This window comes from Krasilnikovia sp. MM14-A1259, assembly GCF_047159535.1.
Lineage (GTDB): Bacteria > Actinomycetota > Actinomycetes > Mycobacteriales > Micromonosporaceae > Actinoplanes.
Map to the genome: position 1 here is coordinate 342554 of NZ_BAAGAJ010000002.1, position 16356 is coordinate 358909.

Annotated in this window: 4 protein-coding genes; 3 read left to right on the forward strand and 1 reads right to left on the reverse strand. The window is 73.0% G+C overall.

What is annotated here, in order from left to right; genetic code table 11:
• Window positions 1-35 precede the first annotated feature (35 nt).
• Window positions 36-779 (reverse strand): thioesterase II family protein, encoded by a 744-nt coding sequence (locus tag ACMCNK_RS01845; RefSeq protein WP_412734619.1) that lies wholly within the window; start codon window positions 777-779, stop codon window positions 36-38.
• 285 nt (window positions 780-1064) lie between these two features.
• Here ACMCNK_RS01845 and ACMCNK_RS01850 point away from each other — a divergent pair, with 285 nt between their 5' ends.
• From ACMCNK_RS01850 to ACMCNK_RS01860, 3 genes are all read left to right on the forward strand, one after another.
• Complete coding sequence (locus tag ACMCNK_RS01850; RefSeq protein WP_412734620.1) at window positions 1065-1394, forward strand: hypothetical protein; 330 nt, start codon at window positions 1065-1067, stop codon at window positions 1392-1394.
• Between the two features lie 102 nt (window positions 1395-1496).
• Complete coding sequence (locus ACMCNK_RS01855; protein WP_412734621.1) at window positions 1497-2078, forward strand: DUF1707 domain-containing protein; 582 nt, start codon at window positions 1497-1499, stop codon at window positions 2076-2078.
• A gap of 238 nt (window positions 2079-2316) precedes the next feature.
• Window positions 2317-16317: a type I polyketide synthase gene (locus ACMCNK_RS01860; protein WP_412734622.1), complete on the forward strand. Its 14001-nt coding sequence runs from the start codon at window positions 2317-2319 to the stop codon at window positions 16315-16317.
• The last annotated feature ends 39 nt before the right edge of the window (window positions 16318-16356 follow it).

Sequence of the window (16356 nt, forward strand, 5' to 3'; positions counted from 1 at the left end):
TCGCTCCGGGGGCACCGCTGTTCGTCGTGCCGAGATCAGAGCTGGGAACGCAGGACCTTCGTCACGGCCGCGGCCTCGTCGCTGAGGAAGAAGTGGCCGCCGGCGAAGACGTGCACGTCGCACGCCCCGGTGGTGTGCCGGGCCCACGCCTGCGCCTCCGCCACGGTCGTCTTCGGGTCGCGGTCGCCGGTCAGCACCGTGATGTCGGCCTGCACGACGGCCTCCGCGGGAGCGCTGTACCGCTCGGCCGCCTTGTAGTCGGCGCGCAACGCGGGCAGCGCCGCACGCATCAGCTCGTCGTCGTCGAGCAGCATCGAGTTGGTGCCGTTGAGCTTGCGGACCTCGGCCAGGATGGCGTCGTCGCCCAGCGTGTGTGTCTTCTCGTCGCGCAGCTCCGACGGGGCACGGCGGCCCGAGGCGAACAGCCGCACCGGGCGCTGGCCCGCGGCCTCCAGCCGGCGGACGACCTCGAAACCGAGCGAGGCGCCCATGCTGTGACCGAAGATGCTCACCGGCAGGTCGGAGGGGCCGCCCAGCACGTCGGCGACCCGGTCGGCCAGCACCGCCAGGTCGTCGATGGCCGGTTCGGTACGGCGGTCCTGCCGACCCGGGTACTGCACCGCGACGACGTCGACATCCGGACTCAGGGCCCGCGCGAGCGGGAGATAATAGGCCGCCGAACCGCCTGCGTGCGGAAGGCACACGAGCCGGGCGGACGGGGTGGTGGCCGGGCGATAACGACGCAGCCACAGGCTTTCGGTCGTGTCGGTGATAGTCATTCCGCTCCAGTGCCGGTCGATAGGTTGCCTCGATGATGATCCGGCCATTGACCTGAGCCGGATCGCACTGCAGGCTAACAATCGCTGTGAATCGCATCAACGGGGCCGTAAGCGCAGTCCCGGGCGCATGGGTTCAACTGCAAAAATTGTGCAGTTGAACACCCGCGAAGACCACTTTGTTCAGTTGAAACAGCGCGGTTGTCACCCTTGGTGAAGCGCGTTAAGGTCCCCTCACCGGTCGACCTCGTTCCGGTTTGTGCGTGACAATCAAAGGAGTGATGAGCGGTGGGACACATCTTCACACTGGTCCTCAACCGACAGCTCACCGGCGAGGAGATCGACTCGCTGCGTGCGGCCGGCTGCCAGAGCGCGACGTTCGGGACCGACTCGCTGCCGACCAACGCCGACGTGACGGTCGCACGGCTGGACTTCGACGACACCGAGTCGCCGTCTCTGGCCGAGGCCATCCAGTCGGCCATGGACGCCGTCAAGACCGTTCCCGACCTCACCATTCCGGGGCTCACCGTGCCCGCCGTGGTGCGGGCCGACACGGACGTCGTGGCCGGTGAGGTCGTCGACACCGCCGAGCGGGAGCCGGTCACCGCGGACCTCTGACCGCCACGGCGGCAACAGGCTGTTCAACCAGCTCGTGTTGCGGGCGGGCAAACTACTCAATAGGTTGGCGAAATGACGGATGCGCAGGCCCCAGACGGGGATATGAGAGTCTCGAACACGGATCGGGACCAGGTTGTGCAGCTGCTTCAGGAGGCGTACGCCGAGGGTCGCCTCACCCTGGACGAGTGCGAGAGCCGGTCCGAGGCCGCCCGCGCGGCAGTCGTCTTCAAGGAGCTGGCGGCGCTCACCACCGACCTGCCCACGGCCGCTGCCGCGGAGCCGGACACGGTAACGGCCGACCTGATGCGGATCGACCGCCGCTTCGGCAACGTGGTCCGCGAAGGACCGTGGGTGGTCCCGCGCCGCATCGAGGTGAGCATCGCCGCGGCCAACGTACGGCTGGACTTCACCGAGGCCGTCATCAATGTGGACACCGTCGAGCTGGACGTCGACCTGGGCCTCGGCAGCGAGCTGGCGCTGGTGACCCAGCCGGGTGTCAAGGTCGTCGCCGAGAGCCTGGACGCGCGGCAGGGCGACTTCAAGAACCAGACGCAGGACGACGGCACCACGCCCGTGTTCCTCCGGGTGGAGGTGTCCGGCCGGCTCCGCGGCGGCGGCGACCTCATCGTCCGGTCCCCGAAGCGCAACTTCGACCAGCGCATGCGTCCGGACCGCGCCACCTGATCCGAACCACCTCCCCCGAATCGAGCGCGGCCCCGCTGTACGGCGAGGCCGCGCTCGATGTTTGACCTGACGGTTTCGGTGTTCAACTGAGCTGTTTGCGGCACCGGGTGCGGCGCAGATACTTTGCTACAACCGGGTGACCCGACGTGTGTTTCCATCGGTCGGGTATCACCACGCGCGCGATAACGCTTTCCGCGGGTATCGCATTTCCAAATCGGCATGTCCTCGGTGACCTGGGGTGGCGGGAACAAATATGGCCAACGAAGAGAAGTTTCGCGATTATCTCAAGCTGGTCACGGCGAATCTTCGCCAGACCCGCCGCCGGCTCGCCGAGGTCGAGGAGCGGAGTCAGGAACCCATCGCGATCGTCGGAATGGGTTGCCGCTTTCCGGGCGGCGCGCAGAATCCCGACGAGCTGTGGAATCAGCTCGCTTCGGGCACCGACGCGATCGGACCGTTCCCGCATGACCGGGGCTGGGACAACGACACCCTCTACGACCCCGACCCGGACCACCCCGGCACCTCCTACGCACGGCACGGCGGATTCCTGTACGACGCTGCCGAATTCGACGCGAACTTCTTCGGGATCAGCCCCCGCGAAGCCCTGATGATGGACCCGCAGCAGCGCCAGCTGTTGGAGGTCTCCTGGGAAGCGCTGGAACGCACCGGGATCAACCCGGCCAGCCTGCGCGGCACCCCCACCGGCGTCTTCATCGGCGGCTACTCCTCGGGTTACGGCATGAACCCGGACCCGGAGGCCGGTGGCTCGGAAGGCCACATGCTGACCGGTGTCGCAGGCAGCGTCCTGTCCGGCCGGGTGTCGTTCACGTTCGGATTCGAAGGCCCCGCCGTCACGGTGGACACCGCCTGCTCCTCGTCGCTGGTCGCCCTGCACATGGCCGTGCAGGCACTGCGCGGCGGCGAATGCTCGCTCGCTCTGGTCGGCGGCACCACCGTGATCGCCACCCCGGCGGTGTTCGTCGGCTTCTCCCGGCAGCGAGGCATGTCGGTGGACGGGCGGTGCAAGTCGTTCAGCGCCTCCGCCGAGGGTTCCGGATGGGCCGAGGGCGTCGGCGTGGTCGTGGCCGAGCGGCTCTCCGACGCCCGCCGCAACGGGCACCGGATCCTCGCGGTGGTCCGCGGTTCCGCGGTCAACCAGGACGGTGCGTCCAACGGGCTGACCGCCCCGAACGGCCCGTCCCAGCAGCGGGTCATCCGCGCCGCACTGGCCAACGCGCGCCTGTCCGCTTCCGACGTCGACGTCGTCGAGGCCCACGGGTCGGCCACCACGCTCGGCGACCCGATCGAAGCCGAGGCGCTGATCGCCACGTACGGACAGGAACGCCCGAACGGACAGCCGCTGTGGCTCGGCTCCGTGAAGTCGAACATCGGCCACGCCCAGGCCGCCGCCGGTGTCGCCGGTGTCATCAAGATGGTCCTCGCACTGCAGAACGAGCAGTTGCCCGCCACGCTGCACGCGGACCGGCCGACCTCGCACGTGGACTGGTCGGCCGGTGAGGTGCGGCTGTTGCAGGAGCCGGTGGCGTGGCCCGCGGGGGATCGGGTGCGCCGTGCGGGCGTGTCCGCGTTCGGGATGAGCGGCACCAACGTGCACGTCCTCCTCGAAGAGGCGCCGGCCGTCAGCGCGACCGTGGTGGAGTCACCGGACGAGGACGACGAGGACGACGCCCCGATCGAGGCCGAGGACACGGCCCCGGAGTTGCCCGTGCTGCGGGCAGGCGACTTCGCCGCGTGGCCGGTGTCGGCGCGTTCGTCCGCAAGTCTGGAGCGGCAGGCGGGCCGCCTGCGGGAGTGGGTGGCCGCGCATCCGGACACGGCGCTCGGTGATGTGGGTTGGTCCCTGGCCGCATCCCGGTCGGTGTTCGAGCATCGCGCAGTGGCGCTCGGTGGGGACCGGCCGGCGTTGTCGGACTGTCTCGGCACGCTTGCCACCGCCGGCTCCGCGGCGGGTGTGGTCTCTGGCGTTTCGGGTACGGGTGTCCGCCCGGTGTTCGTGTTCGCCGGTCAGGGTTCGCAGTGGGTGGGGATGGGCCGTCGGCTGCTGGCCGAGTCGCCGGTGTTCGCGGCGAGGCTCGCCGAGTGTGAGCGTGCTCTGGCGCCGCTGGTGGACTGGTCGCTGTCGGAGAAGCTGTCCAGTGGTGACTCGTTGGACACCGCTGATGTGGTGCAGCCGGTGTTGTGGGCGGTGATGGTGTCCCTCGCCGCGGTGTGGGAGGCGTCCGGCGTGACCCCGCAGGCCGTGGTCGGCCACTCGCAGGGTGAGATCGCCGCGGCGACGGTGGCGGGTCTGCTCAGCGTCGAAGACGCCGCCCGGGTGGTGGTGGCCCGGTCGCGGGCGTTGTCGAGTCTGTCGGTGTCGGGGTCGATGGTGTCGGTCGTCATGCCGTCTGCCGCGGTCGAGGAACTCGTGCGGCAGTGGGACGGTCGTCTGTCGGTGGCGGCGGTGAACGGCCCGGCGACCGTGGTCGTCTCGGGCGAGCAGGAGGCGCTGGCCGAGTTCGAGCGGACGCTGGCGCGTCAGCGTGTGTTGCGGTGGCGGGTTCCGGAGACGGATTTTGTGGCGCATTCCCCGCTGGTCGAGCCGCTCGAAGCGGTCCTGGCGGCGGAGTTGGCGGACATTGCGGTGTTGCCGGGCCGGGTGCCGATGGTGTCGACGGTGACCGGTGACTGGCTGGGGGACACTCCGGTCGATGCGGCGTACTGGTTCTCGAATCTGCGGCGGATGGTGCGGTTCGAGCAGGCGGTGCGGGTGTTGGTCGGCGCGGGGCATACCGCGTTCGTGGAGGTGTCGCCGCATCCGGTGCTGACCGCGGCGATCGAGGAGACCGCGGAGGGTGTGTCCACGGTGGGCACGCTGGAGCGCGACCACGACGACGCCGCCCGGGTCCTGAAATCGCTGGCGCAGGCGTGGGTTGCGGGGCTGCCGGTGGATTGGAAGGCCGTCCTGCCCGCGGGTGAGCTGGTCGACCTGCCCACCTACGCGTTCGACCACGACCGGTACTGGCTCCGGTCCGCACCCGCCACCGTGCCCGGCACCCCGGACCGGAATCCGGCCGCCGACTGGCGCTATCGGGTCACCTGGGCGCCGATCAACAGCACCGGCCCCGCCACGCTGACCGGCACGTGGCTCGTCGTCACCGCCCCCGGACAGGCCCGCCCCGACATCACCGCCGCCCTGGAGGCCCGTGGCGCCGAGGTCGTCGCGGTCGACGACTCCGCCGACCTGTCGCCGTACCGTGAAGTCACGGGTGTCGTCTCGCTGCTCGCCCTCGACGAGACGCCGACGCCCGACTTCCCGGCCGTCACCCGCGGCCTCGCGGCCACGCTCGCCCTGCTGCAGGCGCTCGACGAGGCCGGTGTGGACGCCCCGCGCTGGGTCCTCACCTCCGCAGCGGTGACCACCGGCCCGGACGACGCCGCCCCCAGCCCGGCGCAGGCCCAGATCTGGGGGCTCGGCCGCGTCGCCGCCCTCGAACAACCGGACCGCTGGGGCGGCCTGATCGACCTGCCCGCCGTCCTCGACGACAAGGCTGCCGCCCGGCTCGCCGCTGTGCTCGCCGGCACCGGCGAGGACCAGGTCGCGATCCGCCCGTCCGGCCTCCTCGCCCGGCGCCTGACCCGCGCCCCGCAGACCCGCACCGCCGGCCGGACCTGGCAGCCCCGCGGCACCACGCTGGTCACCGGCGGGACCGGCGCCGCTCCCGAACACACCGTTCGCTGGCTTGCTTCCCGCGCCGCACCCCGGATCGTGCTGATCGACCGGCTCGAGACGCGCACCGCGCGCCTCGCCGCCGAACTGGCCGCCGCGGGCACCGGAGTCGACGTGGTCGCCGCCGACTGCGGCGACCGGTCCACGCTCACCGGCCTGCTGACCTGGATCGGCCCGGAACTGACCGCGGTGGTGCACACCGCCGAGGCCATCGACGACGGCCCGCTCAGCGACCTCGGCGTCCCCGAGCTGGCCTCGGTGCTGGCCGCCACGGCGGGCAGTGCGGCGCTGCTCGACGAACTCACCGGCGACCTGGACGCGTTCGTGCTGTTCTCGTCCGTCGCCGCGGTGTGGGGCGGCGGGCAGCAGCCCGCCTTCTCGGCCGCGAACGCCTCCCTGGACGCGCTGGCCGAACGGCGGATCGCCGCCGGGAAACCGGCCACCGCGATCGCCTGGGGCCCGTGGCGCGACGGGTCGATGAGCTCCGGAGCCGACGGCGTCCGGCTGGAACGGCGCGGCCTGCGGCTGATGGCGCCCGACTCGGCGATCGCCCTGCTGGCGTACGCCGTCGACAGCGGCGAGGCGCCCGTAACTGTCGCCGACGTGGACTGGGCGCGCTTCGTCCCGCCGTTCACGCTGCGGCGGCCCAGCCCGCTCATCGAGAGCCTGCCCGACGTGCGGCAGACACTGGTCGACAGCGCCGCCGCCGACACCGCCGCGGACACCGGCCCGGACGCCGGGACGCCGCTGCGGCAGCAGCTGGCCGGCCAGTCCGCGGCCGAACAGGAACGCACCCTGGTCAGCCTGGTCCGGTCCGTGGCCGCCGCCGTGCTCGAACACGCCTCCGGTGAGGCGATCGGCAGCAGCCGCGCGTTCAGCGACCTCGGCTTCGACTCGCTGACCGCGGTCGAACTGCGTAACCGGCTCAGCGCCGCCACCGGACTCAGACTGCCCGCCACACTGCTGTTCGACTACCCGACCCCGGCCGTGCTCGCCGGATACCTGCGCGACGAACTGCTGGGCGTCCAGGACGGCAGCGCAGCAGGCCCGGTGTTCACCGCGGCCGCCGACGACGACCCGGTCGCGATCGTGGGCATGGCCTGCCGCTTCCCCGGCAGCGTCCGAACCCCGGAGCACCTCTGGGAACTGCTGTCCACCGGAACGGACGCGATCGGCGCGTTCCCCCAGGACCGCGGCTGGGACCTGGACAACCTCTACGACCCGGACCCGGATCAGGTCGGTACGGCGTACGTCCGCCAGGGCGGCTTCGTCTACGACGCGACCGAGTTCGACAGCGGGTTCTTCGGCATCAGCCCCCGCGAAGCGCTCGCCATGGACCCCCAGCAGCGGCTGCTGCTGGAGGTGTCTTGGGAGGCTCTGGAACGCGCCGGCCTCGACCAGTCCGCGCTGCGCGGCAGCCGCACCGGTGTGTTCGCCGGCGGCAGCTTCGCCGGGTACGGCATCTCCGCGGACACCGACAGCGTCGAGGCGCACCTGCTCACCGGCACCACGACCAGCGTGCTGTCCGGCCGCATCTCGTACACGTTCGGCCTCGAAGGCCCGGCCGTGACGGTCGACACCGCCTGCTCGTCGGCGCTGGTCGCGGTGTACCTGGCCGGTCAGGCCCTGCGTTCCGGGGAATGCTCACTGGCGGTGGCCGGCGGCGCGTTCGTGGCGGCCACCCCCGACCTGTTCGTCTGGACCAGCCGCCAGCGCGGCCTCGCCCCGGACGGCCGGTCCAAGTCGTTCGGCGCCGCCGCCGACGGCATGGGCATCGCCGAAGGCGCCGGCATGGTGGTGCTGGAACGCCTCTCCGACGCCCGCCGCAACGGCCACCCCGTACTGGCGGTCATCCGCGGCTCCGCGATCAACCAGGACGGCGCGTCCAACGGGCTGACCGCCCCGAACGGCCCGTCGCAGCAGCGCGTCATCCGCGCCGCGCTGGCCAGCGCACAGCTCACCCCCGCCGACGTGGACGTGGTCGAGGCACACGGCTCCGGCACCGTACTCGGCGACCCGATCGAGGCCCAGGCGGTGATCGCCGCGTACGGCCAGGACCGGCCGCAGGGCCGGCCGCTGTGGCTCGGCTCGGTCAAGTCCAACATCGGCCACGCCCAGGCCGCGGCCGGCATCGGCGGCCTGATCAAGATGGTGCTGGCGCTCCAGCACCGGCAGCTCCCCAAGACGCTGCACTCCCAGGAAGCCTCCCCGCACGTGGACTGGTCGGCCGGCGACGTCCGGCTGCTGACCGAGGCCCGGCCGTGGTCCACCGACGACGGGCGGCCGCGCCGCGCCGGCATCTCCTCGTTCGGGGTCAGCGGCACCAACGCCCACCTCATCATCGAGGAACCCGCCGACGAACCCGCGGCGCAGACCGGCGCCCCCGCCGGCCCCGGGATCCTTGACCAGTCGGACGTCCTCGCCTGGCCGGTGTCCGCGCGTACCGCGGAGGGCCTGCGGATGCAGGCGGCCCGCCTTCTCGAGTACGTCACCACCCGGCCCGGACTGGACCCGGCCGACGTGGCCCGCTCGCTGGCCACCACCCGTTCGCTGTTCGAATACCGCACCGTGGTCACCGGCGCCGGCCGCGACGAGCTGATCGCCGGCCTGACCGCGGTCGCCGCGGGCGAGACACCCGCCGGCGTCGTCACCGGCCTGGCCGCGGCCGACGACGAGGGCGAACCGGTCTTCGTCTTCCCCGGCCAGGGCGCCCAGTATGTCGCCATGGGCCGCGAACTGGCGGCCTGCTCCCCGGTCTTCGCCGCCCGCCTGGCCGACTGCGAGCAGGCCCTCGCCCGGTACGTCGACTGGTCCCTCACCGACGTGCTCCGCGGCGCCGAGGGCGCCCCCGAACTGGAGCGTGCGGACGTCGTCCAGCCCGCACTGTGGGCGGTCCTCGTGTCGCTGGCCGCGGTCTGGGAGGCCGCGGGCGTCACCCCCGGAGCCGTGGTCGGCCACTCGCAGGGCGAGATCGCCGCGGCCACCGTGGCCGGGATCCTGACCCTGGACGACGCCGCCAAGGTGGTGGCCGTGCGCAGCCAGGCCCTCAGCGCCCTCGGCACCGGCGGCGGCATGCTCTCCGTGGTGATGCCCGACGCCGCCGTCCGCGAACTGCTCGAACCGTGGGGCGACCGGCTGTCCGTGGCGGCGGTCAACGGCCCCGCGGCCACCGTCGTGTCCGGCGAGACCGAGGCACTGGCCGAGTTCGAGGCGGCGCTGTCGCGGCGGCGGGTGCTGCGCTGGCGCATCCCGGTGACCGACTTCGTGGCCCACTCGGCCGGGATCGACGGCATCGCCGCCACCCTCGTCGAGAGCCTGGCCGGCATCCAGCCCGCCGAGGCGCGCATCCCGATGTTCTCCACCGTCGAGTGCCGCTTCGTGGAAGGCCCCGAGCTCGGCCCGGACTACTGGTTCGCCAACGTCCGCCGCACCGTCCGCTTCGCCGAGGCGATCCGCGAGCTCGCCGCTGCGGGCAACCGTACGTTCCTGGAAGTCTCCCCGCAGCCGGTGCTGACCACCGGGATCGCCGAGACGATCGAGGAACTGGGCGCGCCCGGCACACCGGTGATCACCGGAACGCTGGAACGAGAGCACGCCGGTGCCCGGCGGCTCCTGGAGTCCTTCGCCCGCCTGCACGTGTCCGGGACGCCGGTCGACTGGACCGCGGTCCTCACCGGCGGGCAGCGCACCGACCTGCCCACGTATGCGTTCCAGCGGCAGCGGTTCTGGCTCCACCAGTCCCGGGCGGCCGCGCCGCGCACCCGCCGGGCCGACGGCACCGTGACCGAGGCCGAAGCGCTGTTCTGGGACGCGGTCGAGAACACGGACCTGCGACAGCTCACCGACACGCTCGCGGTCGACGCCGCGCGCCCGTTCGGCGAGGTGATCCCGGCGCTGGCGTCCTGGCGGCGGCGCGAACACGAACGCGACGCCACCGGCACCTGGCGCTACCGGGTCACCTGGGCGCCGGTCACCGACCCGCCCCCGGCGGTCCCGGCCGGGAACTGGCTGGTCGTGGTCCCGGCGAACCTGCCCGAATCCACGGCCGCGCTCGCTCAGGCCTGCGTGCGGGCACTCAGCGTACGGGGTGTGCAGGCTCGCGTGATCGAGGTCGCCGCGGGCACCGCCGGCCGCGAGGACCTGGCCGCCGAACTCGGCGCCACCCCGCCGGCCGGGGTGTTCTCCCTGCTGGCGCTGGACGAGACGCCCGCCGCGGGCAGCCCGTTCGTCCCGGCCGGTCTCGCCGCCACCCTCGCCGTGCTGCAGGCGATGACCGACGCGGAACTCGCCGTGCCACTGTGGACGGCCACCAGCGGCGCGATCTCCAGCGGCCCCGGCGACCCGACCACCCACCCGATCCAGACCCAGACCTGGGGCCTCGGCCGGGTCATCGCCCTGGAACAGCCGGAGCGCTGGGGCGGTCTCATCGACCTGCCCGCGGTGCTCGACGACCGGGCCGCCGCCCGCCTCTGCACGGTCCTGGCCGGCTGCGACGAGGACCAGGTGGCGATCCGGCCCGCCGGGATCCTCGGCCGCCGGCTCGGCCGGGCACCCCAGCCTCGGCAGACGGGCACCTGGGCGCCGCGGGGCACCGTACTGATCACCGGCGGAACCGGCGCCATCGGCGGGCACGTCGCCCGCTGGCTGGCCGACCGGGAACGGGCCGGCTCGGAGCCCGTACGCATCGTGCTGGCCGCCCGGTCCGGACCGGCCGCGGCGGGCGCCGCGCACCTGGCCGCGGACCTGGCCACCGCCGGCACCCACGTCGAGGTCACCGCGTGCGACAGCGCCGAACGCGCCGACCTCGCCGCGCTGATCGACCGCATCCAGGCCGGCGGGCCGCCGCTGACCGCGGTCGTGCACGCCGCGGGCGTGCTCGCCGACGGTGTGCTCGACCGGCTGGACACCGACCGCCTGGCGGCCGCGCTCGCGGCCAAAGCCGGCGGCGCGGTCCACCTCGACGAGCTGACCGCCGACCTCGACCTGGACCAGTTCGTCATGTTCTCCTCGGCCGCGGCCACGTTCGGCGGCGCCGGGCAGGCCAACTACGCCGCCGCGAACGCGTTCCTGGACGGGCTGGCCGAGAACCGCCGCGCCCGCGGCCGGACCGCGCTCACCGTGGCCTGGGGCCCATGGGCCGGCGACGGCGTCTCCCAGGCCAGCGAGGCGGCCCGCCAGCGGCTGCGCCGCAACCGCTGGGAGGTCCTGATGGAGCCGCGGCTCGCGGTCAAGGCACTCGGCCAGGCCCTGGCCGGTCCGGACACCGTGATGACCGTGATGCACCTCGACTGGCCCGCGCTCGCCGCCGCCCCCGGCGCGGCGGAACTGCTGCGGGTGCCGTTCCTGCGCGACCTGCCGGACGCCCAGACGCTGGCGGCGTCCCTGCACACCGCAGACACCGGCCCGAAGGCCGAGGGTGAACTCGTCCAGCGGCTGGCCGGACTGTCCCGCACCGAACAGGACCGGGTGCTGGTCGACACGATCCGGGACGCGGCCGCCGGGGTGCTCGGCTACTCCGGCGCGGAGCAGGTCGAACCGAGCCGCGCGTTCAGCGAGCTCGGCTTCGACTCGCTGACCGCGGTCGAACTGCGCAACCGGATCGCCGCCGACACCGGCCTGCAACTACCGGCCACCCTGCTGTTCGACTACCCGTCGCCGATGATCTTGGCCGAGCACCTGCGCGGCGAACTGCTCGGGGCGCTCGCCGACAACGCCGCGGCACCCGCCGCGACCGCGGCCCCGGCCGCCGACGGCGAGCCGCTCGCCATCGTCGGCATGAGCTGCCGGTTCCCCGGAGAGGTGAACAGCCCGGACCGGCTGTGGCAGTTGCTCGCCGCGGGCGGCGACGGTGTCTCCACGTTCCCGGAGGACCGCGGCTGGAATACCGCCGCCCTGTTCGACCCCGACCCCGGCACCGTCGGCACGACGTACTCCCGCGAGGGCGGCTTCCTGCACCAGGCGACCGAGTTCGACCCCGGGTTCTTCGGCATCAGCCCGCGCGAGGCGGTCGCCATGGACCCGCAGCAGCGCCTCGTGCTGGAACTGGCCTGGGAGGCCGTCGAGTCGGCCGGGCTCGACCCGGCCGCCCAGCGGGGCGCACGCACCGGGGTGTTCATCGGCGGCTACTCGTCGAGCTACGCCGTGGCCAGCATGCAGCTCGCCGCCGCCAGCGGGGCCGCGCACCACGAGGGCCACCTGGTCACCGGCAACGCGACCAGCATCATCTCCGGCCGCGTCTCGTACACGCTGGGCCTGGAAGGTCCCGCGGTCACGGTCGACACGGCCTGCTCGTCGTCGCTGGTGGCGCTGCACATGGCCGGTCAGGCGCTGCGCTCCGGTGAGTGCTCCATGGCCCTGGTCGGCGGCGTCTCGGTGATGGCCACCCCGTGGGAGATGGTCGCGTTCGCGCGGCAGCGCGGCCTGGCCTCGGACGGCCGGTCCAAGGCGTTCTCCGCCGACGCGGACGGCATGGGCATGGGTGAGGGCGCCGGCATGCTGGTGCTGGAACGCCTGTCCGACGCCCGCCGCCACGGACACCAGGTCCTGGCGGTGGTACGCGGCTCGGCGATCAACCAGGACGGCGCCTCGAACGGCCTGACCGCCCCGAACGGCCCCTCGCAGCAGCGGGTCATCCGGGCCGCGCTGGCCAGCGCGGACCTGACGCCGTCCGATGTGGATGTGGTGGAGGCGCACGGCACCGGCACCCCGCTGGGTGACCCGATCGAGGCGCAGGCGCTGATGGCCACGTACGGCCGGGAGCGCCCCGACGACCGGCCGCTGTGGCTGGGCTCGGTCAAGTCGAACCTGGGTCACACGCAGGCCGCCGCCGGTGTCGCCGGCATCATCAAGATGGTCCTGGCACTGCGGCACGGACAGATGCCCCGCACGCTGCACGCCGCGGTGCCGTCGCCGCACATCGACTGGACCGCCGGCGAGGTGCGCCTGCTGCAGGAGCCGGTGGCCTGGCCGTCCGGTGAGCGGGTGCGCCGCGCGGGTGTCTCGGCGTTCGGCATCAGCGGCACCAACGCACACGTGATCATTGAGGAGGCGCCTGCCGAGGTGGTCGCCACCGAGCCCGAGGTTCGTACCCCGGTGTTGCCGGGCGCCGGCGCGCTGCTGGTGTCCGGGCGGTCGGCCGAGGCGCTGGCCGGTCAGGCGGGGCGGCTGCGGGAGTGGCTGACCGCGTACCCCGAACTGGCGCCCGAGGACGTGGCGTGGTCGCTGGCGACGACCCGGTCGGTGTTCGAGCACCGCGCGGTCGTGCTCGGCACCGAACGCGACGACCTGCTCAGCGCGCTGGCGAACCTGGCCACCGGCCAGGACGCCGCCCCGGTGGTGACGGGTGTCGCCCGGCCGGACGTCCGCGTCGGCTTGATCTTCGCCGGTCAGGGTTCGCAGTGGTCGGGGATGGGTCGTTCCCTGTACGAGGGCAGTGCGGTGTTCGCCGAGGCGTTCGACGAGGTGTGCGCTCTGCTCGACGTGCCGGTGCGTGATCTGGTGCTGGGTGCCGACGGTGTCGACGAGTCGTTGGCCGATCAGACGTTGTATGCGCAGACCGGGTTGTTCGCGTTCGAGGTGGCGTTGGCCGCGGTGGTGAAGGCGGCCGGGGTGACCGCGCACGCGGTGGTCGGACATTCCGTCGGTGAGATCGCGGCGGCGTATGTGGCGGGGGTGTTGTCGTTGCCGGATGCGTGTCGTCTGGTGGCGGCGCGGGCCCGGGCGATGCAGGAGTGTCCTGCGGGCGGCGCGATGGCGGCGATCAACGCCCCTGAAGCCGACGTGGTCGCGTCCCTCGTGGACGGTGTGGAGGTCGCGTCGGTCAACGGCCCGGACTCGGTGGTCGTGTCCGGCGACCTCGAAGCCGTGCGGCGGATCCTGGAGCACTGGCACGCGCGGGGCCGCCGCGTCAGCCAGCTGCGGGTCAGCCACGCGTTCCATTCGGCGGCGATGGAACCTGCCCTCGCGTCTCTCGCCGACGTCGCGGCCGGGCTTGACCACCGGCGGCCGACGGTGTTGTGGGCGGGCGCTCTGGACGGCTCGCTGGTCGGCGAGCCCGGTAGCGACTACTGGGCGGCGCAGACCCGGGGTGCGGTGCGGTTCGGCGACGCGCTGCAGACGCTGGTGGACCAGGGCATCTCGGTGTTCCTGGAAGTCGGGCCGGACGGTTCACTGTCGGCGCTGGGCCCCGACGGCGGCGTGTTCATTCCGCTCCAGCGCCGAAACGGAGGCGATCTGCTGACCGGCCTGGCCCGGGCGTACGTGCACGGTGCCGGCGTGGACTGGACCGCGCTGCTGCCGACCGGAAAGCGGGTCGGCCTGCCGACGTACGCGTTCCAGCACGACCGGTACTGGCCGGAAGGAGTCCTCGCCGCGCCCACGGCTCGCGGCACGACCGACGCCGAGGCCGAATTCTGGGCCGCGGTCGACAACGGCGACCTGGCCGGACTCGCCGACACCCTCGACCTGCCGGACCAGCAGGCCGGCGAACTGCTGCCCGCGCTGGCGTCGTGGCGCCGCCGCGAACAGGAACGCTCCGTGACCGCCGGGTGGCGCTACCGGGTCAGCTGGGAACCGGTCGCCGACACCGCACCGGGCGTGCTCAGCGGGCGCTGGGTCGTGGTGACCGGCTCGGCCGACGAACTCACCCGCGCCTGCGCGGACGTGCTCACCGGACGCGGGGCCGACGTGACCGTGCTGGAGACCGGCGAGACGACCGATCAGGCCCGGCTCGCCGAGAGCATCGGGGCACTCGTACCCGAGAACGGGCTCTCCGGGGTGCTGTCGCTGCTGGCCCTGGACGAGACGCCGACGGCCGACCACCCGGCGCTGGCGAACGGCCTGGCCGGAACGCAGACCCTGATCCAGGCCCTGATCACCCTGAGGGCCGACGCGCCGCTGTGGATGGTCACCCGCGGCGCGGTCGCGGCAGTCCCCGGCGACACCCTGGCCAGCCCGGTGCAGGCCCAGGCGTGGGGCATCGGACGGGTCTCCGCCCTGGAACACCCCGACCACGGCGGCGGCCTGATCGACCTGCCCGCGGAGTTCGACGAACGGACCGCCGCGCAGCTCGCCGAGGTTCTGGCCGGAATCGGCGAGGACCAGGTCGCGATCCGGCCCGCCGGAATCCTCGGCCGTCGACTGGTGCACGCCCCGCTGCCCGGTGGCGTCGCCGAACCGTGGCGGCCCCGCGGCACCGTACTGATCACCGGCGGCACCGGCGCCATCGCGGGGCACGTCGCCCGCTGGCTGGCCGACCGCGACGCGCCACGGCTGGTCCTGACCAGCCGTTCCGGGCCGGGGGCCGGCAACGCCGCGGCCCTGGCCGCGGAACTGGCCACGGCCGGCTCCCGGGTCGACGTGATCAGCTGCGACGCCGGCGACGAAGCGGCCCTGGCCGGCGCGGTCGCCCGCATCGGCACCGACGGGCCGCCGCTGACCGCGGTGATGCACACGGCCGGCCTGGGCCAGAACACTGCCCTGGACGAAACGTCGATGGCGGAGCTCGCCACCGTCGTCACGGCCAAGACCGCGGGCGCCGCCATCCTCGACCGGGCCACCGCGGACCTCGACCTGGACGCGTTCGTGATGTTCTCGTCCATCTCGGCCACCTGGGGCAGCGGCCTGCAGGGCGGCTACGCGGCCGCGAACACGTTCCTCGACGCCCTGGCGGAGAACCGCTTGCACCGGGGCCTGCCCGCCACGTCGGTGGCGTGGGGCCCGTGGGCCGGCGGCGGCATGACCGACGTGGAGGACGCGGACGCCATGCAGCGGCGCGGCGTCCAGCTGATGCGGCCCGAACACGCCGTGCAGGCACTCGCCCAGGTGCTCGACCGCCGCGAGGGACTGATGACGGTCGCCGACGTCGACTGGGCGCGGTTCGCGCCGCCGTTCACCATGCGCCGGTCCAGCCCGCTGATCGAAAGCCTGCCCGAGGTCGTCGAGGCGCTGGCCGCGAACGAGAACCGCACCGGCCCGGCGGGCAGCGAAGCTGGCAGCGAACTCGCACGCCAGCTGGCCGGGCTGTCGCCGGACGAGCAGGACCGGCTGCTGACCGACCTGGTCCGCACGCACGCCGCCGTCGTCCTCGGCCACGCCGGCATCGAGACCGTCGAGGCCGACCGGGCGTTCACCGATCTGGGCGCCGACTCGCTGACCGCGGTGGAGCTGCGCGACCGGCTGACCGCGGCCACCGGGCTGTACCTGCCCAGCACGCTGCTGTTCGACTACCCGACCCCGGCCGCGCTCGCCGCGTACCTGCGCGCCACGCAGAACAACGAGACCAGCCCGGCCGAGCCCGTACTCGCCGAGCTGGAAAAGCTGGACGGCATGCTCGCCGCGATCACCGGTGGCGCCGATTCGGCCCAGATCACCAACCGGCTCGAGGTCGTGCTCGCCAAGTGGAAAGAGTCCCTGACCCGGGACACCACGGCCAGCGTGGCCGACAAGCTCGAGTCGTCGACCGACGACGAAGTCTTCGACTTCATCGAAAAAGAGCTCGGCATCAACTGACGAACCGGACCCGCGACTTCCTCGACGAGGTGACGTAAT

What these genes read in the sequence shown, in the direction of transcription:
- ACMCNK_RS01855 (WP_412734621.1), top strand. Translation starts at nt 1,497, where the DNA reads ATGAGAGTCTCGAACACGGATCGGGACCAGGTTGTGCAGCTGCTTCAG.
- ACMCNK_RS01845 (WP_412734619.1), bottom strand. Translation starts at nt 779, where the DNA reads ATGACTATCACCGACACGACCGAAAGCCTGTGGCTGCGTCGTTATCGC.